Origin of the sequence: Streptomyces sp. ME19-01-6 (assembly GCF_033793745.1) — a bacterium.
In the GTDB taxonomy this organism is placed as follows: domain Bacteria; phylum Actinomycetota; class Actinomycetes; order Streptomycetales; family Streptomycetaceae; genus Streptomyces.
Genome location: NZ_JARAXF010000013.1, coordinates 230,220 through 253,140 on the forward strand (window position 1 = coordinate 230,220; position 22,921 = coordinate 253,140).

The 22,921-nt window shown below is 69.9% G+C and carries 20 protein-coding genes and 3 pseudogenes; 10 read left to right on the forward strand and 13 right to left on the reverse strand.

Features of this window, described 5'->3' with window-relative positions:
- Window positions 1-19 precede the first annotated feature (19 nt).
- From PV419_RS27535 to PV419_RS27545, 3 genes and pseudogenes are all read left to right on the forward strand, one after another.
- Window positions 20-1,183 (forward strand): annotated as a pseudogene (locus PV419_RS27535) (ABC transporter substrate-binding protein); the annotation flags it as partial.
- Window positions 1,180-2,178, forward strand: a complete 999-nt coding sequence (locus PV419_RS27540; RefSeq protein ID WP_319693511.1) for a sugar ABC transporter permease — start codon at window positions 1,180-1,182, stop codon at window positions 2,176-2,178. The pseudogene PV419_RS27535 and the gene PV419_RS27540, both read left to right, overlap by 4 nt.
- 101 nt (window positions 2,179-2,279) lie before the next feature.
- Window positions 2,280-2,726, forward strand: coding sequence for a carbohydrate ABC transporter permease (locus PV419_RS27545; RefSeq protein ID WP_319693568.1), 447 nt, complete (start codon window positions 2,280-2,282; stop codon window positions 2,724-2,726).
- A 3-nt stretch (window positions 2,727-2,729) separates the two neighbouring features.
- Here PV419_RS27545 and PV419_RS27550 read toward each other — a convergent pair.
- A pseudogene (locus PV419_RS27550) lies at window positions 2,730-3,776 on the reverse strand (PHP domain-containing protein); the annotation flags it as partial.
- 208 nt (window positions 3,777-3,984) lie between these two features.
- On the opposite strand from PV419_RS27550, the gene PV419_RS27555 reads away from it, so the two are divergent.
- The gene (locus PV419_RS27555; protein WP_319693512.1) at window positions 3,985-4,662 is read left to right on the forward strand and encodes a GntR family transcriptional regulator; all 678 of its coding nucleotides are present in this window, start codon (window positions 3,985-3,987) and stop codon (window positions 4,660-4,662) included.
- A 43-nt stretch (window positions 4,663-4,705) separates the two neighbouring features.
- On the opposite strand, the pseudogene PV419_RS27560 reads toward PV419_RS27555, so the two are convergent.
- Together PV419_RS27560 and PV419_RS27565 are read right to left on the reverse strand one after the other, a co-directional pair.
- Window positions 4,706-5,038 (reverse strand): annotated as a pseudogene (locus tag PV419_RS27560) (cytosine permease); the annotation flags it as partial.
- A complete protein-coding gene (locus PV419_RS27565) occupies window positions 5,007-5,432 on the reverse strand; it encodes an FGGY family carbohydrate kinase (protein ID WP_319693514.1) in 426 nt (141 codons plus the stop codon). The gene PV419_RS27565 and the pseudogene PV419_RS27560, both read right to left, overlap by 32 nt.
- A 252-nt stretch (window positions 5,433-5,684) precedes the next feature.
- On the opposite strand from PV419_RS27565, the gene PV419_RS27570 reads away from it, so the two are divergent.
- Entirely contained in the window at window positions 5,685-6,491 is an 807-nt protein-coding gene (locus PV419_RS27570; RefSeq protein ID WP_319693516.1) for a SigB/SigF/SigG family RNA polymerase sigma factor, read from the forward strand.
- Window positions 6,492-6,689: 198 nt separating this feature from the next.
- Entirely contained in the window at window positions 6,690-8,036 is a 1,347-nt protein-coding gene (locus PV419_RS27575; protein WP_319693518.1) for an alpha-L-fucosidase, read from the forward strand.
- Window positions 8,037-8,089: 53 nt separating this feature from the next.
- On the opposite strand, the gene PV419_RS27580 is transcribed toward PV419_RS27575, so the two are convergent.
- Window positions 8,090-8,248 (reverse strand): hypothetical protein, encoded by a 159-nt coding sequence (locus PV419_RS27580; protein WP_319693520.1) that lies wholly within the window; start codon window positions 8,246-8,248, stop codon window positions 8,090-8,092.
- A 533-nt stretch (window positions 8,249-8,781) separates the two neighbouring features.
- Window positions 8,782-9,936 carry a Vms1/Ankzf1 family peptidyl-tRNA hydrolase gene (locus PV419_RS27585; RefSeq protein WP_319693522.1) on the reverse strand — a complete coding sequence of 385 codons (1,155 nt, stop codon included), beginning with the start codon at window positions 9,934-9,936 and terminating at the stop codon, window positions 8,782-8,784.
- A gap of 160 nt (window positions 9,937-10,096) precedes the next feature.
- Here PV419_RS27585 and polX point away from each other — a divergent pair, with 160 nt between their 5' ends.
- Together polX and PV419_RS27595 are read left to right on the forward strand one after the other, a co-directional pair.
- Window positions 10,097-11,836: a DNA polymerase/3'-5' exonuclease PolX gene (gene polX / locus PV419_RS27590; RefSeq protein ID WP_319693524.1), complete on the forward strand. Its 1,740-nt coding sequence runs from the start codon at window positions 10,097-10,099 to the stop codon at window positions 11,834-11,836.
- A 71-nt stretch (window positions 11,837-11,907) separates the two neighbouring features.
- On the forward strand, window positions 11,908-12,591 hold the full coding sequence (locus PV419_RS27595; RefSeq protein WP_319693526.1) for a uracil-DNA glycosylase: 684 nt from the start codon (window positions 11,908-11,910) through the stop codon (window positions 12,589-12,591).
- Window positions 12,592-12,737: 146 nt separating this feature from the next.
- Here PV419_RS27595 and PV419_RS27600 read toward each other — a convergent pair whose 3' ends face one another.
- The gene (locus tag PV419_RS27600; protein ID WP_319693527.1) at window positions 12,738-14,270 is read right to left on the reverse strand and encodes a S1 family peptidase; all 1,533 of its coding nucleotides are present in this window, start codon (window positions 14,268-14,270) and stop codon (window positions 12,738-12,740) included.
- A 206-nt stretch (window positions 14,271-14,476) separates the two neighbouring features.
- Window positions 14,477-14,836: an L-rhamnose mutarotase gene (locus PV419_RS27605; protein ID WP_319693529.1), complete on the reverse strand. Its 360-nt coding sequence runs from the start codon at window positions 14,834-14,836 to the stop codon at window positions 14,477-14,479.
- Window positions 14,837-14,958: 122 nt separating this feature from the next.
- Here PV419_RS27605 and PV419_RS27610 point away from each other — a divergent pair, with 122 nt between their 5' ends.
- Together PV419_RS27610 and gap are read left to right on the forward strand one after the other, a co-directional pair.
- Window positions 14,959-15,987, forward strand: a complete 1,029-nt coding sequence (locus PV419_RS27610; protein ID WP_319693531.1) for a TauD/TfdA family dioxygenase — start codon at window positions 14,959-14,961, stop codon at window positions 15,985-15,987.
- A gap of 147 nt (window positions 15,988-16,134) precedes the next feature.
- Complete coding sequence (gene gap / locus PV419_RS27615; RefSeq protein ID WP_319693532.1) at window positions 16,135-17,142, forward strand: type I glyceraldehyde-3-phosphate dehydrogenase; 1,008 nt, start codon at window positions 16,135-16,137, stop codon at window positions 17,140-17,142.
- Between the two features lie 79 nt (window positions 17,143-17,221).
- Here the strand turns inward: gap and PV419_RS27620 are convergent, their stop codons facing one another.
- The 6 genes from PV419_RS27620 to PV419_RS27645 form a co-directional block, all read right to left on the reverse strand.
- Window positions 17,222-18,403 (reverse strand): LLM class flavin-dependent oxidoreductase, encoded by a 1,182-nt coding sequence (locus PV419_RS27620; RefSeq protein ID WP_319693533.1) that lies wholly within the window; start codon window positions 18,401-18,403, stop codon window positions 17,222-17,224.
- Window positions 18,404-18,448: 45 nt separating this feature from the next.
- Complete coding sequence (locus tag PV419_RS27625) at window positions 18,449-19,576, reverse strand: acyl-CoA dehydrogenase family protein (protein ID WP_319693535.1); 1,128 nt, start codon at window positions 19,574-19,576, stop codon at window positions 18,449-18,451.
- Entirely contained in the window at window positions 19,573-20,340 is a 768-nt protein-coding gene (locus PV419_RS27630; RefSeq protein ID WP_319693536.1) for a class II aldolase/adducin family protein, read from the reverse strand. Before PV419_RS27630 ends, PV419_RS27625 begins: the two co-directional genes overlap by 4 nt.
- Window positions 20,341-20,347: 7 nt before the next feature.
- Entirely contained in the window at window positions 20,348-21,013 is a 666-nt protein-coding gene (locus PV419_RS27635; protein ID WP_319693537.1) for a dihydrodipicolinate reductase C-terminal domain-containing protein, read from the reverse strand.
- A gap of 103 nt (window positions 21,014-21,116) precedes the next feature.
- Window positions 21,117-21,383: an acyl carrier protein gene (locus tag PV419_RS27640; protein WP_319693539.1), complete on the reverse strand. Its 267-nt coding sequence runs from the start codon at window positions 21,381-21,383 to the stop codon at window positions 21,117-21,119.
- Window positions 21,384-21,395: 12 nt separating this feature from the next.
- Window positions 21,396-22,886 carry a class I adenylate-forming enzyme family protein gene (locus tag PV419_RS27645; RefSeq protein WP_319693541.1) on the reverse strand — a complete coding sequence of 497 codons (1,491 nt, stop codon included), beginning with the start codon at window positions 22,884-22,886 and terminating at the stop codon, window positions 21,396-21,398.
- Window positions 22,887-22,921: the final 35 nt, after the last annotated feature.

Below are 22,921 nucleotides of genomic sequence, written 5' to 3' on the forward strand. Positions count from 1 at the left end.
GACCAACCCCAGCCGCACCGCGGTCCTGAAGAAGCTCATCGCGGACTTCGAGAAAAAGAATCCGAAGATCAAGGTCGATCTCATCTCGCCGCCGACCGACCAGGCGGACCAGAAGATCCAGCAGATGCTGCAGTCCGGCAGCGGGGTCGACGCGCTCGAGGTGCGGGACATCACCGCCGGGCCGTGGGCGACCAACGGCTGGCTCTACGACATGAGCAAGGATCTGAAGGGCTGGGCCGGCTGGAAGGACCTCACCGACAACGCCGCCAAGTACTCCAAGGACGCCAAGGGCCGGACGTACTACATCCCCTACGGCTTCTACGGCCTGAGCCTGTTCTACCGTTCCGACCTGGTCAAGGAGGCGGGCTTCAAGAAACCACCGGCCAGCTGGGACGAGCTGCTGGACCAGGCGAGCGCCATCCAGAACCCCGCCAAGCGCAGTTACGGCTACGCGTTCCGGGGCGGGGCCAACGCCAACAGCAACGCGGTCGCCGTCATCGAGGCGTACGTCGCGGACAAGATCGACCGCGAGAACGGGTTCAAACTCACCAACAGCAAGACGATCTTCTCGGCGCCCGAGGCGCTGGACGCCATGAAGACCTATCTCAAGCTGTTCAAGAAGGCGTCGCCGCCCTCGTCCGTCGCCTGGGGCTACCCGGAGATGGTGGAGGGCTTCTCCAACGGCTCCACGGCCTTCCTGCTGCAGGACCCTGAGGTCATCGCCACGGTGCGCCAGTCGAAGTCGATCAAGGAGAGCCAGTGGACCACGGCCCCCTTGCTGGCCGGCCCGAGCGGCAAGGCCGTCCAGCCGGTGGCGACCGCGGGCTGGGGCATAGCCGCCGGCAGCAAGCACAAGGCGGAGGCGGTCAAGCTGATCGAGTTCCTCTCGCAGGGCGATGCCTCGACCACCTTCACCAAGGAGAACAGCCTGGTGCCGATCCTCAAGGGCGCGGGTGAGGACTCCTTCTACAGGACCGGGCCCTGGGCGAGCTATGTGACCATGACCGAGAACCCGGACAGGTACCTCACCGTCACCCAGCCGCATGGCGCGTCCTGGTGGACCGAGTGGGTCCAGAAGTCCGACGCCGAGGTGCAGAAGATGCTGCTGGGCAAGATGACACCCGAGCAGCTGCTCGCCGGCTGGGACGCGTACTGGACGAAGAAGTGGAAGAGCCAGACGTGAGCCTGCCGACGTGCAAGCAGGCGGAGCGCCCCACCCGGCGGGGCGCCCGGCCCGCGCCCGTCAAGACGACGGGCGCGCGCTCACGCAAACCGGTGTTCACCGTCCGCCGGAGTCTGGGCATCGCCGGGTTCATGGCTCCGGCCGTCCTCTTCGTCGCGGTCTTCATCTACTACCCGATGGTCTCGGGCAGTCAGATGGCGTTCCGCAACTGGAACCTCAACGACCTCACCGACACCTCATGGGTGGGGATCAAGAACTTCCGGACGATCTTCGACGACCCAGTGTTCTACACCGTCCTCGACAACACCCTGATCTGGGTGGTCGCCTCGATCGTCCCTCAGCTGGTGATCGGCTTCGCGATCGCCCTGTGGCTGCGCCGGCGCTTCCGCTTCCGCTTCCGCTTCCGCTTCCGGGGTCTCTACCAGGCGCTGATCTTCTTCCCGTGGGCCATCTCCGGATTCCTCATCGGCATCCTTTTCCGCTGGATGTTCAACAGCGAATTCGGCGTCGTCAACGACCTGCTCTCAAAGGTGGGGTTGATCGACGAGCCGATCCCATGGCTGGCAAACCCGAAGACGGCGATGGCCTCCGTCATCATCGCCAATGTCTGGTACGGCGTCACCTTCTTCGCGATCATGATTCTGGCGGCCCTGCAGTCCATCCCCGACAACATGTACGAGGCGGCCGAGCTCGACGGCGCGGGCAAGGTCCGTACGCTGTTCCAGGTCACCATTCCGTACATCCGCGCCACACTGGCGCTGACCGTGCTGCTCCGGGTCATCTGGATCTTCAACTTCCCCGACATCATCTTCGGGATGACCGGCGGAGGACCGTCCAACGAGACGCACATCGTGACCACCTGGATGATCACGATCACCCAGCAGGGCGACTACGGAAAGGCCTCGGCGCTCGGGCTCGTCGTCGTCGCGCTGCTCCTGGTGTTCTCCGTCTTCTACCTCATGGCCACCCGTGAGAAGAAGGGAGCGAGGTCTTGATACGCAAGGAGTCCATCGCGGGACGCGCGACCCGGATCACCTTTCTGACGGTCTGGCTGGTCATCACGGCCTTTATCGCGCTCGGGCCGCTGTACATGATGATGACCCAGCTGAAACTGGTCGACAACCGGCTCGGGCTCATCCTCGTGTATATCGCGGTGCGCATTCCGTTCAGCACCGTGATGCTCCGCGGGTTCTTCGAGAACGTGCCGGACGCGCTGGAGGAAGCTGCCATGATCGACGGATGTTCGCGCTTCGGGGCGCTCTTCCGGGTGCTGCTGCCGGTGATGAAGCCGGGAATCGTGGCCGCGTTCATCTTCAACTTCGTGAACTGCTGGAACGAGCTCTTCCTGTCGGTCACCCTCATGAACAGCGACGCGAACAAGACCATCCCCACGGCGCTGAACGGCTTCATCTCCAGCTTCAACATCGACTGGGGTTCGATGTCCGCGGCGGCCGTGCTCACCATCGTGCCGACCATGGTGCTGTTCGCCTTCGCCAGCCGCCATATCGTCCAGGGGCTGACCTCGGGCGCGGTGGAGGGATAAGCGCACTCGGCGCGGGGGCCGGCGGGTACGGGTCCAGGTCAGCAGTTGGCGGGCCGTCCAGGTGTTGACGACCCGCTCCTGGGGGACGCCGCACTCCTCCGCCCGGGCGCAGCCGTCGATCTGCCAGTCGAGCTGGCCCGGGGCGTGCGCGTCGGTGTCGATCGAGAAGAAGACGCCCGCCTGGACGGCCTGGCGCAGCAGCCGCCGCGGCGGGTCAAGGCGCTCCGGGCGGCAGTTGATCTCCACGGCCGTGCCCGCGGCGGCGCAGGCGCCGAACACCTCGTCGGCGTCGAACCGCGACTCCGGGCGGCGCTCGCCGAGCAGCCGCCCGGTGCAGTGGCCCAACACGTCGACCAGCGGGTTGCTGACCGCCGCGACCATCCGGCGGGTCATGGGGCGGGGGTCCATGCGCAGCTTGGAGTGGACCGAGGCCACCACCACGTCCAGCCGCTCCAGCAGCTCCGGCTCCTGGTCCAGGGAGCCGTCGAGGAGGATGTCGACCTCGATGCCGGTGAGCAGCCGGAACGGCGCGAGCCGCCCGTTCAGCTCCGCGATCACCTCCAGCTGTTCGCGCAGTCGGTCCGCGGACAGTCCGCGGGCCACGGTCAGCCGGGGCGAGTGGTCGGTGAGCGCGGCCCAGTCGTGGCCGACGCGGGCCGCGGTACGGGCCATCAGCTCGATCGGCGAGCCCCCGTCCGACCAGTCCGAATGCAGATGGCAGTCGCCGCGCAGGGCGGCCCGCAGCGCGGCCCCGGGCCGCTCGCCCGCCCGGGCGGCCTCCGCCGTGCCTCCGCCCCGGTATTCCTCCTCCAGCTTCGCCAGATAGCCGGGCGCCTTTCCGGCCAGGGCCTCCCGGACCACCTGGGAGGTCGTGGGGCCGAGCCCCTTCAGCGACTGCAACGTGCCTGTGGCCGCCCGGCGCGCCACCTCCTCGGCGGACAGCCGCGACAGCACCTCGGCGGCCGTACGGAAGGCGCGCACGCGGTACGTCGGGGCCTGGGCGCGCTCCAGGAGGAACGCGATCCGGTCCAGCGCCTCCACGGGTTCCATGGCGTGCCCCGCCTTTCTGCCGCGCCTGCCCTCTGCCGGCCCCCGGGTCCCAGGTCCCCGGTCCCAGGTCCCCGGTCCCCGGTCCCTTTCCAGGGTCGCGTGTTCCCCCTTACGACGCCCGCGGCGAGGGCGCGGCCGCCGGTCCGTGATAATGATCGACCGTCAACCGTTGACCGGACAGGCTGGGAGCGAGCGAGAGGTGCCCGACGTGGACAACCTTGCGATCAAGCGGGAGGACTCTCTGGGCGAGCGCGTCGCCCACGAGCTGCGGGTCCAGGTCATCAGCGGTCGGCTGCGACCCGGTACCCATTTGGTCGAGGGCCAGCTCGCCGAGCGCTTCGACGTCAGCCGCGGCCCGGTGCGGGACGCGCTGCGCCGGCTCGAGGCGGAGGGTCTGGTCGCCTCCCAGCGGCGCGGGGTGTATGTCACCGGCCTGGGTGCCGAGGACGTCGAGGAGCTCTACACCCTGCGCGATTCCCTGGAGAGCCTGGCCCTGACCCTGGCCATGGACAAGGCGAGCGACGCCGACTGGGCCCACTCCCAGGCCTGTGTGGAGCGTATGCGGCAGGCCGCCGACCGGTCCGACGCCCGGCTGTTCGCCGAGGCCGACCTGGACTTCCACTCGCGGTTCTACGAGCTGTCGGGGCACCGGCGGCTGATCGCGGTGTGGGAGCAGTACCGGCCCACGTTCGCGGTCGTCCTCGACATCACCAACGCCCAGGACCTCGATCTGCACTCCCCCGCCGAGAACCACGCCACGCTGCTGGACGCCGCCCGCAAGGGCGACCGCGAGCTCGCCCTCGCCACCCTGCGCGCGCATCTGATCGGCGCGCGCGACCGGCTGCGCTCCGCCCTGCGCGACAGCAAGGCCCGGGCGGAGGGCTGAGGCACGCGCAGGGGGAGTCAACGCCCCTCAGGACGCCGAGCCGTACGCCCATCCGGGACATCACGGCCATCAGCAGCGAACCGAGCGCGGCGCCGACGACGACCGCGACCACGGCGGCTGTGAAACTCAGCCCGAACCAGGCCGCGCTGAACCCGAGCAGGATGATGGGGAAGTTGCGACCGGCGGCGAACCAGACGAAGAGCTGTGAGCTGGGCCTGCCGTGCCGCTCGCTGTCGGGGATGTGGTCGACCCCGAAGGGCTCGACCTTGGTGACCGCGCTGCCGTACACCGGCGCCGGGGCGTCGTGGCGGGCGTGGACCACCCGGCCGGTGAAGACGGTGTGGCTACCGGCCTCCAGCCGCTCGCCGATCTCCACCTCCAGTCGGGCGCAGCACCCGTCGAGCAGCGGCGCGCCGCAGCGGGCGGCCGGCCGCGTCGGCGGGCAGCAGACACGGGCCGATGCCGGAGACGCCGACCGCGGCCACCGCCCGCGCGTCCACGCCGTCGGCGGCGAGGAGCTCCCGGACGATGCCGGTGAAGTCGGCCCACCACACGATCTCGGCGTCGTGTTCGAACCAGCCGGGACAGGGGGTGGCGGTGCGGTGCGGGCGCGTGGCGCGGGCTACCACCTGGCCGTCGGCGCGGACCGCCACCCCCTTGGAGGATCCGGTGCCGATGTCGACACCGAGAAACACCGGTTCGCTGCCGCCCGCCTCGGCGTCCGGCCGGGCGAAGGCGTGCGGCGATTCGCGTCTGGAGGCCCGCATCATGCGCTCTTCGGTCTCCTCGTCATCGGTTCCTCATCGGTCTCGAAGGTGCCCGGCATCAGATGCATGCCCGGCCGAAGACGGTTTACCGCCCGACACCCGGGGCAGGCGGATACTCGTGCTTCGGACCGGAGGCACGCACCGCGGGAGCAGTGTGACTGCTCGGGGTGCGCCCCCGGTCCGGTCCCGGCCTCCTCCCGCGGCGCAGCGTCCACGGTCCTCAAACCGTAAGTCGACCCGCTGGAGGTGTGTCTTATGACGACCGCAGTGCAGCCCAAGGCCCGCCCGTCGGCCCACCCGCACGACGACGCCCCCGACACCTCTGCCGAGTTCGAGAGGATCGCCGAGCTCCCCGACGGACCGGAGAAGGACGCCCTGCGTAAGCGGGTGGTGGAGGCCTGGATGCCGATGGCCGAGCGGCTGGCCGGGCAGTACCGCAACCGTGGCGAGGCGCTGGAGGACCTGCGGCAGGTCGCCGCCCTGGGTCTGGTGAAGGCCGTCAACCGCTACGACCCCGGGCGCGGCTCGGCCTTCGAGAGCTTCGCGGTGCCCACCGTCGTCGGCGAGATCAAGCGCCACTTCCGTGACCACCTCTGGGGACTGCACGTCCCCCGCAGGGTCCAGGAGTTGCGCAACCGGGTGCGGACCGCCCATCGCGAGCTGTCCCACTCGCTGGACGACCGCGCGCCCAACATCGGGGAGATAGCCGATCGCACCGGCCTCTCCGAGGAGGACGTACGCACCGGCCTGGCGGCCCTGGAAAGCTTCACCCCGCTCTCGCTGGACGCCCCGCTGACCGGCGCCGACGACGGCTACGCGCTGGTGGACACCCTCGGCGAGCAGGAGCCCGCCTTTGACCGGGTGGTGGACCGGGAGTCCGTGCGGTCGGGGCTGGTCCGGCTCCCTGAGCGGGAGCGGCGGATCCTCTACATGCGCTTCTTCTGCGATATGACCCAGAGCCGGATCGCCGAACAGCTGGGCATCTCCCAGATGCATGTCTCCCGTCTGATCAACCGCACGTGCTCGAACCTGTGCGAGCAGGCCATGGCCGAGGTGAGCTGAATCGCCCCGGGCACCGCGGAAGACAACCCATCTCTGGCTTCGCCTCCGCCGCGAGGGGTCGACCGATCCACGGCAAAGTGCGAGACAGAGCCGTGACACAGTCGCCGAGGGCTTACTCGCCCCCCTTGATGTCATCCGATGTCTCCCTTACCTTACGGCCTGTCGGGGATCACCCCGGAGCCGTGAAGGGACACCACGATGACCGAACCGACGCCCGCCCAGGCCCCGACACCTCACCAGCGACGCCTCGCCGAGTTCCGGGAGCAGCGCTTCGGGCTCTTCGTCCACTGGGGGATCTACTCCCTGGCCGCCCGCCATGAGTGGGTGAAGCAGCGTGAGCGTCTGACTGATGAGCAGTACCAGGTGTACTACGACCACTTCGATCCGGATCTGTTCGACCCCGGTGCCTGGGCGGATGCGGCGCACCACGCCGGAATGCGCTACACCGTGCTCACCACCAAGCACCATGACGGCTTCTGCCTGTGGGACTCGGCGCTCACCGACTACACCGTGGCCGGCACCCCGCACGGCAAGGACCTGGTCGGGCCGTTCTGCGAGGCGTTCCGGGCACGGGGGCTGGGGGTGGGCTTCTACCACTCGCTGCTCGACTGGCACCACCCCCAGTTCCCGCTGGACCACTTCCATCCGCAGTGGGACGAGGGCGCGCCGGACGGCGGGAACCCGGGCGATCGCGACATCGCGGCGTACGCCCGCTATCTGCACGGGCAGGTCGAGGAACTGCTGACCCGGTACGGTCCCGTGGACACGATGTGGTTCGACTTCTCGTACGCCAACCACATCCACCAGGGCAAGCCGATCGCCGGTGGCAAGGGCAGGGCCGACTGGCGCTCGGAGGAACTGGTGGCGCTGATCCGCCGGATCCAGCCGGACATCCTCATCAACAACCGCCTGGAGTTGCCCGGCGACTTCACCACGCCCGAGCAGCACCAGCCCGGCGAGCCACTGACCACCGAGGACGGCCGGCCGCTGGTGTGGGAGGCCTGCCAGACGCTCAACGGCAGTTGGGGCTACGACCGGGACAACCTCGACTGGAAGACCCCCGACCAGCTGATCCGGCTGCTCGTCGACACCGTCTCCAAGGACGGCAACTTCCTGCTCAACGTCGGCCCGAACGGGCGCGGCGAACTGGAGCCTCGGGCCCTGGAGACCCTGCGCGCGATCGGCGCCTGGATGCGGCCGCACTCCCGGTCCATCCACGGCGCCGGCCCCTCCCCGTACACCGCGCCCACCGGCTGCCGCTACACCCAGCGCGGCGACCGCCTCTACCTCCACATCCTCGACTGGCCCTACCGCCATCTCCACCTGCCGGGTCTGGCGGGCAAGGTGCGCTACGCCCAACTGCTGAACGACGCCTCCGAGGTGCGCCGGCCGATCGTCGACCCGGCCTGGGACAACGGCAACGTCGCCCCCAAGGGCATTCCGGCGGGGAGCCTCACCCTGGAGATCCCGGTCCGCAAGCCCGATGTGTCCGTCCCGGTCGTCGAGCTGTTCCTGGAACCGGACGCCGTGGCGGGCCCGCGCTGAGACAGGGGATCCTGACGCCCGGCGCCGGCCGGGCGTCAGGATCCCGCGTGCCGCTAGTGGCTCTGCACCCACCAGGTCATCAGGCCGATGAACGACGTGCCGCACGCGTACGAGGCGCCGCGCACGAAATTCGCCGCCGCGAGCCGGGCGTAGCGGCGCCACCGCCCGGTGGAGCGACTGGGCGCCGGGGGACGATCCTGCGTAGACAGCATGTGGAGCCCCTTTCGTGAGCGTGCGGACACCGGCGGGTCCACGCTGGGAGCCCGTCAGCGCCGGGCGTCACCGGGCCGCTGACTGCGGGCTCCTTTGCGCTGCCTATAGCATACAAGATTGTGATCTTGTGAAATCCGCAGGACCCGCCGGGAATTCGGTCAGCTCACACGCCCACCAAACGGGCAGGACCGGCGCGCCCGCACCGGGGACGGGCGGGGGCTGCAGCCAGTCGATCCAGCCCATGATGAGGTCGTGCGCGGGTCGTTGGGCTGGACCTTGAACGCCACCGTGTTGGTGCCGGCCGTCACCAGGCCGCTGGTGACGGTGAAGTCGGAGCGGTACACCAGGGGACGGCGAAGTCGGCGGCCGGGGGGGGGGAGCGCCAGGAGCGGCCCGCCGGCGGCGAGCGCGGCGGTCAGGACGGGGCGCACGCGGGCTGTCGCCCGCCGCCGGGGTGGTGCCAGGCGGAGGAACACGGAGGTCTGGAGCGACAGCCTGAACACACCCCCGGCCCCCTGGCCCGCCGGCCCGCTCAGCCGTGCCAGCGCAGCACCGCGCCGAGGCCGCCCGCCGGTCCGGCCATGCCCTCCGGCACCATCAGCACCTCGGTGTCCGCCGCCGCGGCCGCGCGCATCAGCGCGTCATCCGCGCGCGCCGCCTCTGGCGCCGCCACTCCCAGCGCGCGGGCCTGGGCGCGCTGCACCGCCAGCTGGTCGACGCCGGGGCCGACCCACACCTCGCGGCGGGCGTCCGCCCCCGTCTGCCCCAGCAGCAGCGTGGCCGCCTGGTGGCTGCGTACCGCCTCCACCACAGCCGGCATCCCCTCCGCCGCGCCACCGGGCGCCGAACCGTCATGGGCCCCGCCCACCCCCGGCTGCCCCGGGCGGCCCCGTGCGGCGCGGAAGAGGTCGAGGACGTCTTCCAGGTGGGAGCGGACGTAGTCCTCGCGGGCGTGGTCGATCTCCGCTTCGAGCAGCTCCCGGGCGCTCCCGGCGGCCCTGCTGCCGTGCTGCGCCTGCACCGTGCTGGCGCGCAGCGGCTCGGGCAGCCTGTCGTGCACGGCCCTGCGCTCCCGCGGGTCGCCGGCCAGGACCAGCAGCCGCGCGTCGCTCTCCGGCCACCGCCGCGTGAGCTCGTCGGCGACGAGGTCCGCGGTCTGGTCCCAGGTGTTCTCGACCCGGTTGCGGTAGTGCCACTCGTACCGGTCGGCGGGTACGGAGCGGTGCCCGCGCCCCTGCGGCGGGCCGGCGCTCGCGCGGCCGACGGGGCGCGGGCCGGCGTCGTCGAGCAGTTCGAGATCGGCCCCGGAGCGGTCGACGCGGGCCACCAGGCAGGAGGGCCACTCGCCGCGCAGCGAGGTCAGCGGCGCGACCCGGGGAAGCATCGACCAGGAGGTGACCACATCGGGCGGAGAGGTGGCCAGCGGAAGGTCGAGGACCACCTCCCCACCCGCCGCGAACAGCGCCCGCCCCGCGGACGGCCTCGCCATCCGCTCACCCGCCAGCCGATGGACCAGCGCCTCGCGGGTGGCGGTGTCGGCGCCCTGCCGGGTGAGCTGGTCGGACACGAACCGCTCCCGCAGCCTGCGGCGTGTGGGCGCGTCCTCGGTGGCGCGCGAGGTGTCCAGATAGACGCAGGCCCAGGGACCCGGGCGGTCGAACAGCGGCTTCAGGAATCCAACATCCATGACCTCCCCCATCCCGGGGAAACACACGAGGGCCGGGGCGCACCCGGAGGAATCCGGAGCCCCCGCCCCGTTCCTGAACCCAGGATCCCTCCACCGGTCCCCGAGCGCCAGGCACGCCCGGCCGCGCCATCGGCGAGCTGTCCTGCCTAGACTTGACGGCGTGACTCGCTCCAACGAGGAGGTCGAGGCGCTGCTCCGCGAGTACGCGGACCTCCTTCTGATCACCGGCGGGGACGCGTTCAAGGCGCGTGCCTACGAGAAGGCCGCCCGCGCGATCGGCGGCTTTCCCCGCGATGTCTCCGAGCTCGACGCGAAGGGCCTGCGGGAGATTGCCGGGGTGGGCAAGTCGATCGCCGACAAGGTCGTGGAGTATCTGCGCACCGGCACCGTGCCCGTCGTTGACGAGGCGCGCGCCGCGATCCCGGCCGGGGTGCGGCAGCTGACCGCCATCCCGGCCCTCGGGCCGAAGAAGGCCATGATGCTGTACGAGGAGTTGCGCATCGCCTCCATCGACCAGCTCTCCGACGCGATCCACGACCACAGGCTGCGCGACCTGAAGGGCTTCGGCCCCAAGACGGAGGAGAACATCCTCCACGGCATCGCCCTGATGCAGGCCGCCGGCGACCGGGTGCCGCTGAATGTGGCCATGAGCGTGGCCGACGACATCGTGGCCGAGCTGTCCCGGGTGACCGGCTGTGAGCGGTGCGAGTACGCAGGGTCGCTGCGGCGGATGAAGGAGACCGTCGGCGACATCGACATCCTGGTCGCGGCCGACCGATCGAACCCGTTCATGGAGGCGTTCGCCCGTCTGCCGTACACCGCCGAGGTCATCGCGCGCGGGGAGAAGAAGACCTCGATCCGCACCACCAAGGGGTTGCAGGTGGACCTGCGGGTGCTGCCCCTGGACTCCTGGGGCGCGGGGCTGCAGTACTTCACCGGGTCCAAGGCGCACAACATCCGCATCCGCGCGATCGCGATGCGCCACGGCCTCAAGCTCTCCGAGTACGGGCTCTTCGACGCCAAGAGCGGGGAGAGGATCGCCTCGCGCAGCGAGGAGGACGTATACGCCAGGCTCGGCATGGACTGGATCCCGCCGACGCTGCGGGAGGACCGCGGCGAGGTCGAGGCCGCCTTGAACGGGCGGCTGCCCCAGCTGTTGGCGGAGTCCGATCTGCGCGGCGATCTGCACACCCATACGGACCTCACCGACGGCCTCGAACCGCTGGAGGAGATGATCGCGGCGGCCCGGCGGCGCGGATACGCGTACTACGCCGTCACCGACCACGCCCCGAAGCTGTATATGCAGCAGATGACCGACGAGAAGATCCTGGCCCAGCGCGAGCGGATCCGGGATCTGGACCGGGGGCGGGGGCGGGGGCACGGCAGGATGCGGCTGCTGCACGGCGTGGAGCTGAACATCGACGTCCAGGGGGACGTGGACTGGCCCGACGACTTCCTCGAGGGCTTCGACCTGTGCGTGGCCTCGGTGCACACGCAGTTCGGCCTGGCGCGGGACGAGATGACCCGGCGGCTGCTGCGGGCCTGCGAGAACCCGAACGTCAACATCATCGGCCATCCGACGACCCGGCTGATCGGGAAGCGGCCGGGCATCGACGCCGATCTGGACGAGGTGTTCGCCGCGTGTGCCCGCACCGGCACCGCGCTGGAGATCAACGCGCACCCGGACCGGCTGGACCTGTCGGACGAGAACATCCTGCGCGCCAAGGAACACGGCGCGAAGTTCGCGGTGGACAGCGACGCGCACTCCACTCTTGACATCGACGCCCTGCGCTACGGGGTGGGGACGGCGCAGCGCGGCTGGCTGACCCCCGACGATGTGATCAACACATGGCCGCTGACCCGGCTGCGGCGTTTTCTGCGTAAGGACGGCCGCGGCTGAGCACCCCCGACCACCCCGAGCATCCCGCACACCCCGCGCGTGAGGCGCCCGGCGCGGGCACGCTCCGCGCGTTGGACGAGCGGGTGAGCGGCTGCCGAGCCTGCCCGCGGCTGGTGCGTTGGCGGGAGGAGGCCGCCCGCCTCAAGCGCCCGGCCTACCGGGAGTGGGACTACTGGGCCCGCCCGGTGCCGGGGTTCGGACCGGACGACGCGGCGCTGGCCATCATCGGTCTGGCCCCCGCCGCGCACGGCGGCAACCGCACCGGCCGGATGTTCACCGGCGACCGCTCCGGGGACTTCCTGTACGCGGCGCTGTACGCCGTCGGCCTGGCCAACCAGCCCGTGGCGACCCACCGGGGCGACGGCCTGGAACTGCGCGGGGTCAGGGTCACCGCGCCCGTGCACTGCGCCCCGCCCGCCAACCGGCCCACGACCCAGGAGCGCGACACCTGCCGTCCTTGGCTGGTCCGGGAACTGCGGCTGCTGCGCCCGACATTGCGCTCGGTAGTGGTGCTGGGCTCGTTCGGCTGGCAGGCCGCGCTGCCCGCGCTCGCCGCGGCCGGCTGGGAGGTGCCCCGCCCGCGCCCGCCGTTCGCACACGGCGCGCGGGTCACGCAGCGGGCGGTGGGGGCGGGTGCGCCGCTGCGGCTGTTCGGCTGCTACCACGTCAGCCAGCAGAACACCTTCACCGGGCGGCTCACCCCGGCGATGCTGGGGGACGTGCTCCGCTCGGCGGCGGAGGCGGCCGGGTTGTAGCCACCGCGCCGACGAAGACGGGCCGCCGACGCGTTGAGTCGTCGGCGGCCCGGTGGGGGGTGGTGCGAGGTCCCGGACGCTGGGGCAGGTGGGCGCCCGGGACCTCGGTCAGGGGGTGGCAGGCCGTACCCTGCCTCGATCAGCCGTTATGTGTGGTTCGCGGCGTTGCCGTCACCGGCCGCGTCGCCACTGCCGTCACCGGCCGCGCCGTTGTCGCCGTTGCCGATCGCGCCTTCGTCACCGGCCGCGCCGCCGTTCGCCGCGCCACCTTCGTCCGCGCCGCCCTCGACTCCCTGGCCGGCGCCGTCGTCAGCGCCATCGCCGACACCCTGGCCTGCGCCATCGCCCGCGCCATCGCCCGCGCCGTCACCGGCACCCTCACCGGCGCCGTCGCCGGCACCATCGCCCGCGCCGCCACCACCGTTGTCGGCGCCGATCACGGCACCCGTGGCCTGCAGCGCGGTGGACACCGGCTGGAAGAACGTCTCGCCGCCCTGCGTGCAGTCGCCGCTGCCGCCGGAGGTCAGACCCACGGCCGCGTCCTCGGCGAACATCGCGCCGCCGCTGTCACCGGGCTCGGCACACACATCGGTCTGGATGAGGCCGTTGACGATGTCGCCGTTGCCGTAGTTCACGGTGGCGTTCAGGCCGGTGACGGTGCCGTCGGAGAGACCCGTCGTGCTGCCGGAGCGCTGCACTGCCAGGCCGACACTCGCCTCGGCCACCTGGGTGATCTCCTGGGTGGTGCCGTCCTGCAGGTCCACCGTGCTGGGCGCCTGGGTGTTCGGGTCGTCGTATGTCACCAGGGCGAAGTCGCTCACCGGGAACTGGGACTCGGCGGTGGTGCCCACCTGCTGGGCGCCCGCCTGGTCGGTGGCCCAGGTCTCCGCGATGTTGCCGCAGTGGCCCGCGGTGAGGAAGGCGGGTGCGCCGTCGACCGTGACATTGAACCCCAGCGAGCAGCGGGCACCACCGCCGAAGATGGCGTCGCCCCCGTCCAGAGCGCCGGCCTGCTCACCGGCGCCGCCCGCGCCGTCGCCCGCGCCCTGGCCATCGCCCGCACCCTGACCGGCGCCGTCGTCGGCACCGCCCTGGCCCGCGCCCTGACCGGCCCCGTCGTCCACGCCACCCTGGCCCGCGCCTCCGACGGCTCCGGGTTGCGTCTCGTCGGTTCCGTCGAACTTCTTGAACTCGCCGTTGGTGCGATGGACGGTGGCCTTGCCCGACAAGCCGTCCACGGCCTTGGTCAGCGTGGCCCACTTCGTACCTGTGACGGTTCTGTCGGCGAGGACCCGGACCTTGTTGGTCTTCGGATCGATCGACCAAGCCGTGCCCGGGATCGATGCGGTGTCGCTCAGCGTCTTGGTGATGGCCTTGAGCTCCACCATGCTGTTCTCGACGATCTTGGCCACGGCGCCCTTGGCCCGGACGTCGTCCGCCGCGTCCTCGTTCAGGACGTTCATCACCAGTTGCTTGGTGTCGCCCTGGTAGTACCACCCCGCCGCGTTGCCGCCGAGGTCCGACGCGAGGCCCGTCGCGAGCTTCACGGCTGCCTGCGACGAGAACGTCTTGGCCTCGGCCGACTTGTCCGGGCTCGCGTTGGCGTTGGGGAGCAGCACCGCTGCTCCCGCGAGGGCGGCCGCGGCGGCGCCGGCTATGACGACGGTCCGCTTGTTCACACGTCGGTGGCTCAACTCACTGACCTCCAGTAGGGGTGCGCCGGGGGTGCGCGAGGAGTGTTCTGTCGGTTCCTCTGCGTCCCTGCGCGGTGGTCACCCGGTCATACGGAGGTGGTGGTTCAGTGTTTTCAGGGCCACTCAAGGTGTGATGAAAACGGGGCGCGAGGCGCCCCGGATGAGTAAGCTCCGCCGGTTCGGCCCTTCTCTCACCCCTCCGCCTCGGCCGCGGCCTGCGCGCGCAGCTCCCACACCCGCCCGAGCGCCATGTCGGCCGAGACCCCGGCCGGGGAGCCGTCCGTGGTCTCGAAGTGGTCGACGTAGTCGCCGATGAACGCCTGCCACCGTCGATTGACCGGATCATGGTCGAGCGTGGCCATCGCGGCGGCGAAGTCCGCGCAGTCCACGAGGTGGAACAGATGGCGCCCGCTGCGCCAGATCCGCCAGTTGGTGATGCCCGCCCGGCCCAGCGCCTCCAGCAGGTCCGCCGGAACCGTGGCGTGCACCTCCTCGTAGCCGGCCTCCTGGCCCTCCTTGAGAACCGAGTGCAGTGCGACGCGCATGGCCATCCGCCTCTCCTTGTCAGATGTGCCGGAAGCGACCGGCAACTCACTGTGCTGACCGTGTGGATGGTATCGGCATGGGTATATCTGAACGGACCTGTCTGAGCACAAACGGACTAAGGAAGATCATGAATGCGGCCGAGAACATCGCTGCGGACCTCCGGTCGAAGCCCACATTCATAGACGTCATCATTCCGGACGGGGTGAGGGAGTCGCTCCGGGAGCAGCTCGGAGGCTTGGGCGACCCGGCACAGGACATCGATTGGGCGATGGCTCGGTGCCATCAGATATTCGCGACCCTACCGATTGATCTTCTGCAGACCGTCCTGGATTTCGGCAGACATGCGGACACTCCGGGCGTGGCGCGAGTCAGTAATCTTCCCGTCGAACATGAACTTCCCGACACCCCCGATGACGGTGGACCTTGTCGAGCGAAGAGCACATACCTTTCGGAAGGAGTTCTTCTCGGGCTCAGCGGGATGCTGGGGGAGCCGGTCGGGTTCACCACCGAGAAGAATGGCCAACTGATCCACGACGTCATTCCTGTCGCAGATGGCGCGGCGACGCAGACGAATCGCAGTTCAACCGTTTTTCTTAACTTCCACAACGACATCGTGTACGACGCGGTGGGGTCGTACAACGTGAGCAACCCGGACTTCCTTGTCCTCAACTGCCTTCGCGCAGACCACGAGGGTGTCGCCGGAACCTACTACGCGGACGCCCGGGATGTATGCCAGGCCTTGGACGTCCGTTCACTCAAGCTGCTCAGGGAGCCTCTGTTTAAACTGAACGCTCCCGGAAGTTACGCTCGGATGGCCGGCCAGGACGAAATCCTCTCCGATCCCGTGCCCATCATCACCGGACCCGAATGGTCCCCTGAAATTGCTTCCTCCGCCAATGGAGTCCACGGCGTTTCCCGTGATGCCGAAGCAGCACTGCGGCGACTTCAGTCCGCTTGCCGGGAAGTCGCGCATGAAGTCTTCCTGCGCCCTGGGCAGGCACTGCTCATCAACAACCGGAAGGGCTTGCACGCCCGCTCGGAGTTCGAGCCGCGATATGACGGCCGCGATCGCTGGTTGCAGCGCACATATATTCGCCGGAACCACTGGAGCATCCGCGACCGCGCTGTCTTTGAGGCACGGAGGCTGCACGTCTGATCGAAGCTGCCGCTGAAACTGCCTGTCCAACTGCCGGTCCCGACCCGACCGTAGGCGTAGGGTCGGGTTCGTACGTGCGCCCGAAAGGGACCGAGCAATGGCGCCGCTCCCGTTTCGTGGCTCGGCATTTGAGGGAAGGTTCCGCGGATGACAGTGCGTGTGGGCATCAACGGCTTTGGACGCATCGGCCGCAACTATCTGCGTGCGGTGCTCGCCCAGGGCGCCGATGTGGAAGTGGTGGCTGTCAACGATCTCACCGACACCGCGACATTGGCCCATCTCTTCGCGTACGACAGCACGCTGGGCCGCTTCGGGGAAGAGGTGCGCGCCACGGACGGCGCCATCCTCGTCGGGGAGAGGCGGATCGCCGTATCGGCCGAGCGTGACCCGGCGGCTCTTCCCTGGGCGAAATTCGGCGTTGACGTCGTCGTCGAATCGACTGGTGTGTTCACGGACGCCACGCGCGCTCGCGCCCATGTCTCAGCGGGGGCCAAGAAGGTCATCATCTCCGCCCCGGCGAAGAACGAGGATCTGACCCTGGCCTACGGCATCAACCACGACCAGTACGATCCCGAGCGTCACACCATTGTCTCCAACGCGTCCTGCACCACCAACTGCCTCGCCCCTATGGCCAAGGTCCTGCACGACGCCATCGGTATCGAGTACGGGTTGATGACCTCGGTCCACGCCTACACCTCGGACCAGAACCTGCTGGACGGACCGCATCGCGACCTGCGCCGCGCCCGCCATGCCGCCGCCAACACCGTGCCCACCAGCACAGGGGCCGCCAAAGCCATCGGTCTGGTCCTCCCGGCGCTCGCGGGCAAACTGGACGGCTACGCGATGCGCGTCCCGATCCCCACCGGCTCGGCCACCGACCTCTCCTTGACCCTCAGCCGCGAGGCGACCGCGGAGGAGATCAATGGGCTGTTCGCCAAGGCGGCGGAAGGGCCGCTCGCCGGCGTCCTGCGCTACACCGAGGACCCCATCGTCTCCAGCGACATCGTCACCGATCCCGCTTCCTGCATCTTCGACGCCGGTCTGACCAAGGTGATCGGCGGTCGGCACGCGAAGGTCGTCGGCTGGTACGACAACGAGTGGGGCTTCTCCAACCGTCTGGTCGACACCACATTGCTCCTCGGCGGCTCTCTCTGAGCACACGGACTCCGCCCACCGGGCCGAGTCCCGATCCGGACCGTGCGGGCCACGCCTGGCGTGGCCCGCCCCATGCCGGTCAGTTCCGCGGTTCGGAACCCGTGGCCATCGCCCGGGTACGGGCCGCGTTGAACCGCTCCTGGAAGGTGCCGGCCTGTGACGCGACCCAGGACTGCGACTCCTGGAGACCCTTGGTGGAGCCCTTGAACCGGGGAGCCACATAGCGGGCGAACAGCTCGAAGCTCCTGCGCGTACGGTCGGGGCTCGCCCAGTCCGTCACCGAGTTGAGCAGACAGCCGAAGCCTCCCGTGAGGTCGCGGAGCTTGTGGATCGCGGCCACGCAGTCCTCGACGCCACCGGCGATGATCCCCCCGGCCTCGATGGTCGCCTCGAACGCCTTACGCGCCCCCACCTCGCTGCGGCCCATGGGCATGCCGTGCGTGCCCGCCCAGTATTCGTTGCGCTGCCGCAGCCATCCGGCGTAGATGTCTTCCAGCGCCTGCTCACGGGTCTCGGCCACATGCACCGGCAGGGTCAGCCGCCACGTCGACCGGTCTGCCGTATGGCCTGCTTCCGCGGCCGCGTCCTCCAAGTGCCCCCACTGCTCGGCCAGTTTCTCCATGCCCAGGCTGTGACCGGCACGCACCATCCCCCATGGCGGGGCGGCGTGCGACATCGCATTCACCCCGAGGCGGCCGGCGAGCCGCATACCGAACGGCGACGACGCGCTGCTGACGGTGATCTCGAAACCGCCCGGCTCGAAGGGACGGTGCTGGATCCGAGCGTCCTGGAGCCGGAACCAGTCCGTCTCGCGCGTCACCGCTTCGCCCCGCAGCAGTTCGACGATGGTCTCCAAGGACTCCTGGGTCCGGCGGCGGGCCTCGGAGGGATCGACGCACAGCATGTGCATGTCCGAGGCGAGCGAACCGGCACCCACACCGAGGATGAACCGGCCGCGGGTCAGGTGGTCGAGCTGAACCGCGCGCGCTGCCGCCATGTACGGATGGTGGTACGGGAGTGCCATGACGCCGGTCGCCAGTTTGATCCGCCGGGTGCGCTCGGCCGCCGCGGCCAGGAAGATCTCCGGGGAGCCGATGGTGGCCCAGCCGTTGGAGTGGTGCTCACCGACCCACAGCTCGTCGTAGTTGAGCTCATCGGCCAGTTCCGCGTAGCCGAGGTCGCGGCGCATCAGCAGATTGGGGTCTTCGCCGATCGGGTGCAGTGGCGACATGAAGAGGCCGAAGCGCATGAAGTCGTTCATGTGGTCCTTCTGAGTTGGAGGATATGGACAGGGCCGTCGGGGTCGTCACAGGGACTGGGCGATGGCGATTCGCTGGATCTGGTTGGTGCCCTCGAGGATCTGCAGGAGTTTCGCCTCTCGCATCCAGCGCTCGACCGGGAAGTCCTGCGTGTAGCCGTAGCCGCCGAGCACCTGGACCGCGTCGGTCGTGACCCGCATCGCGGTGTCCGTGGCGAACAACTTGCACTTCGCGGCCTCGGCGGAGATCGGCTTGCCCTGGCCTTTGAGCCCGGCCACCGAATACAGCAGCGCACGGGCCGCAGCGATCTGCGTGGCCATGTCGGCGAGCAGGAAGGAGATCCCCTGGAAGGAGATGATGGGGTTGCCGAACTGCGTGCGTTCCTTGGCGTACGCGGCCGCGTGGTCGAGTGCCGCCTGGGCGAGGCCTACGGCACACGCCGAGATCCCGAGGCGGCCGTGGTCGAAGACATGGGAGGCGACGAGCATGCCACGGTTGCGGCGACCGATCATGCGCTCGTCGGGGACCCGTACCCCGTCGAACGCGATCTGTGCCGTGGGCAGTGAGCGCACCCCCATTTTCCGCTCGTGGACCAGGGGGCGCAGGCCCGTTGAGTCCGCGTCGACCAGGAAGCAGGACAGCCCGCTCAGGGCGGATCCTCCGGTGCGGCAGTACACGTTGTAGACGTCCGCGACACCGGCGTGGCTCACCCAGGCCTTGGTGCCCGAGATCACGTAGTGGCCGTCTTCCGCCACCGCCTTGGTGGACATGGCGCCCAGGTCGGAGCCGGCTTCCGGCTCCGACATGCAGTTGGCGGCGAGGAGTTCCCCGCTCAGCATGCGCGGCAGCAGTTCTTCCCGCAGCTCGTTCGATCCGAACCGGGCCAGACCATGGCATGCCAGCACCTGGAGGTGCACGGACTCCGCTACGGCCAGCCAGCTGCCGGCCAGCCGCTCGATCACCCTCAGGTAGACGGTGTAGCTCTGCCCCCCGCCGCCCCACTGCTCGGGGAAGGGCAGCGACATCAGTCCCTGCTTTCCCATGAGCCGTACGAGGGCCTCGGGGAACTGCCCGCTTGCCTCGAACTGGGCGGCCCGCGGCTCGAGTTCCTCCCGGGCGAGCTCGTCGACGAGTGCGAACAGTTCCCGGTGCTCCGCGGACTCGACGGCTTTCACGCGGCCTCCCGCGCGGCCTGGGAGGGCCAGTCGGCGGCTTCCGGCCAGTGGCGCTGCACCTGCCCGACCGCGTAGTCCCAGTAGGAGCGGACGGAGAGGTCGGCATAGATGAATGCCCGCTTGCCGTCCACGTCCTCGAGTGAGGAGGAGTGGTAGCCGCCCGGTATCTGCTCGGCCATCAACTGCAGTCGACAGGCCCGCTCCAGGGTGTGCGCGTGCACCGTCGCGTGCCGGATGGACTTGCCGACGATCACGCCACCGTGGTTGCGCAGCAGCGCCGCGGGGTTGTCCCCCAGGGCGTCGGCCACCTGCTCCCCCGTGGCGATGTCGAGGATGGTGTTGCTGGTCAGAGTGAAACGGGGCAGCCGGCCCTCGAAATAGGCCCCGTCGTGGGACACGGCGCGCAGGTTCAGGTCGGTCGCTCCGAACACCAGAGTGTGCGGTGCGTGGCTGTGCACGATCGCGTGGACATCGGGACGTGCCCGGTACACCGCTTGATGCAGCGCGAGCTCCGGGGGCGCCAGCGCGGGGGCCTGCGCGGCGGGGTCGACCGGTGCCACGATCACATCGTCGGGTACGCACTCCTCGAAGCCCTTGAGCGCGCCCTTGATCAGCATGTAGTCCGCGCCGGGCACCCGGGCGGAAACCTGCCCCTGGTTGAAGTCGTCGTGGCCGCCCAGTGACAGTGAACGTGCCGCGACGGCGACGTGGGCCCGCAGCCGACGGGCGAGGGGCGGCAGCGTGGCCGGGGTTTGCTTGGTCACGTATGTCTCACGTTTCTGCGAAGGACGATTCTCTGGCGGACGGCCGATCGCGGTCTGTGTCACGGCTCGGTCCGAAGAACAGTCCGTCGTAGACCTGCTTGACCGTCACCAGACCGGCAGGAGCGTCATGGGCCCACGCGGCGACGGCGAGCGCTCCGGGTACCGCGGCCGCCAGGTCTCGTACGTCGTGGTGCAGCGTCAACGACTCGTCGGCGAAGTCGAGTCGCACCGCGTGCTCACTGACCTGATGGCCGGCGCGGAAGGAGGCCACCTCGTCCACCGCCGGCCCGCCCGCGTGCGCCTCCCAGGTCGCCGCCAGGGAGCGCGCCGAGGCGCTCGGGCGGTCCCGCTTGGCGAGGGTGTGCCGCTCCAGAAGGGCGACGCGTGGCAGGGGCATGGCCGACGAGCGGAGAAGCCGACCTGCGACGCTCAGCAGGTGGTCCTGGAGCCAGTGGCCGAGTGACAGGTTGACCGCGCGGACCACGGTCACCGATCGGGCGAGTTCCGCCAGGAGCGGGTCGCCGTCGGGCCCGATGTCGGAGGCGCAGGCGACGAGCGAGGAGCCCGTCTCCCGGCAGTACGCGACAGTGCGGGGAAGCACCTCGCCACGCGACGCGTCGATCATCACGGTCGGCGGCTGCTCGGCCGTCCACGCACCGCTGTGTGCGGTCATCACGACCGGGACTTCACGCAGGCCGCACTCGGCTACGATCCGTGAGCCGAGTCGGCCGGTCGCGCCGACGACGCCGACCCGGAGCCCGGGTGCGCTCCGCTGATCAGGCGGCACCTGCGACCCCTTCAGCGGCCATGTACTCCACGATTCCCGGGATCGTCTGCATGAAGGTGGTGTCACCCTCCAGGTCGATGTAGATGCCGAACTCGGTCTCTATCGAGTCGATCAGGCGCAGATACGACAGTGAGGAGAGCCCCTTCTCGGCCAGCGTCTTGCCGTCGGCGAGCGCGCTGTCCGGGCTGAGGGTGCCCTCGCTGGCCTCCTCCACCAGTTGGGCGACGCGGCGGGCGAGGGTCTGGTCGTGCGGCATGGGTGATCTCCCTCAGGAAGTGAAAGCGGAATCGGTGGCCTGGTGGAACAGCTCCCGCGCCGCGGTCATGCGCGGCTTGCCGACGCCCGTCGTCGGGATCTCGGGCACGACGACGACACGCTCGGGCACCTTGTACGCGGCGAGCCGTTCGAGGCAGCGGACGCGCAGCCCGTCCTCGGTGAGACCGTCGGGTCCGCTGACGACGGCGGCGAGCATGGGGTCGCCGTTGCGCTTGTCCACGGCGAAGACCACCGCTTCGGTGGCACCGGACGCCAGCAGCGCGCGGCGCACCTCCACCGAGTCGATCTTGCGCCCTCCGATGTTCAACCCGGAACCGGCCCGGCCCGAGAGATGGAGTCGGCCGTCCCGCAGGCTGCCCAGGTCGTGGGTGGCGTAGAAGCCGTCCCGGTCCAGCCGTGCCTCGAAGGCGCCGGGCACGTTCAGATAGCGCGACCCCATGGATGTGCTGCGCACCCGGATCTCACCGGTCGTGCCGGTTCCGTCACCGAAGACGAACTCGACTCCGGGCAGGGGATGGCCCTGGCCGTGCTCCGGGGCGGGGAAGGGATCGAAGGTCAGCGGCCCTGTCTCGGCGACACCGTAGTAGTTGCACACCGCAAGGCCGTGCCGGGTACGGAGTTCCTCGGCTGTGGTGGACTTCAGCGGCGCCGCCGACGAGAGGGCGACCTTCAGCTCGGCGAGTTCGGGTATGGGCTCCGTGCGGCGCAGCAGGGACTCGTACAGGGCGGGGAAGCCGGTGAGCCGGGTCGGCCGGATCTCCCGCAGGAAGCGGATCACCTGTCCCGAGGTGGGCAGGCCGGACGGCAGCCACAGCGCCGCGCCCGCCAGGAACGCCGCCAGCAGCGAGGTGTTGAACGCCAGCCCGTTGAAGAGTCCGGCGAAGCACAGAACGCGGTCGTCGGCGGCGAGAGCGGTCGCGTCGCGCCAGGACAGGGCCGCGTTGTGCACCGCCGTGCCGGAGAATTCGATGCAACTGGGCGACCCGGTCGAGCCGGAAGTGAAGCGGCATACCTCCGTCGAGGCGAGCGGCTCCGGGCGATCGGCCACCGGCTGCCCCGCGGCCGGTGCCGTGCGGGTGAGTGTGTAACCGCCGGATGTGACGGGGCCGGACGGTTCGGTCCCCAGGTGGAGGGGACGGTCGTGTACGACCGCGTCGATGCCGCAACTGGCGGCAACGGCGCGGACCTCCTCCGGGGCCAGGGCGGGGTCGAGCAGGAAGGGCAGGGCGCCCGCGCGCAGCAGACCCACGTAGGCGACGACGTACGAAGCCGAGTTGGCCGCGAGGACGAGGACCCGAGGACGTGCCTCGCCCGAACCTCGTACGGCCGCTTCGCGCCACCAGCCGTCGAACTCGGTGCGGAACTCGGCTGCGGCCGCGTTGAGTTCGGCGTAGGTCAGCCGCCGTTGGGTGTCGGCGACGGCGAGACGGTCCGCATGCTGTGTCAGCAGGTCGGTGAAGACCTGGTTCAGCACCCCGGGCATGTCGTTCCTCCGAGTCCTGGTACGCGGTCTGTGGT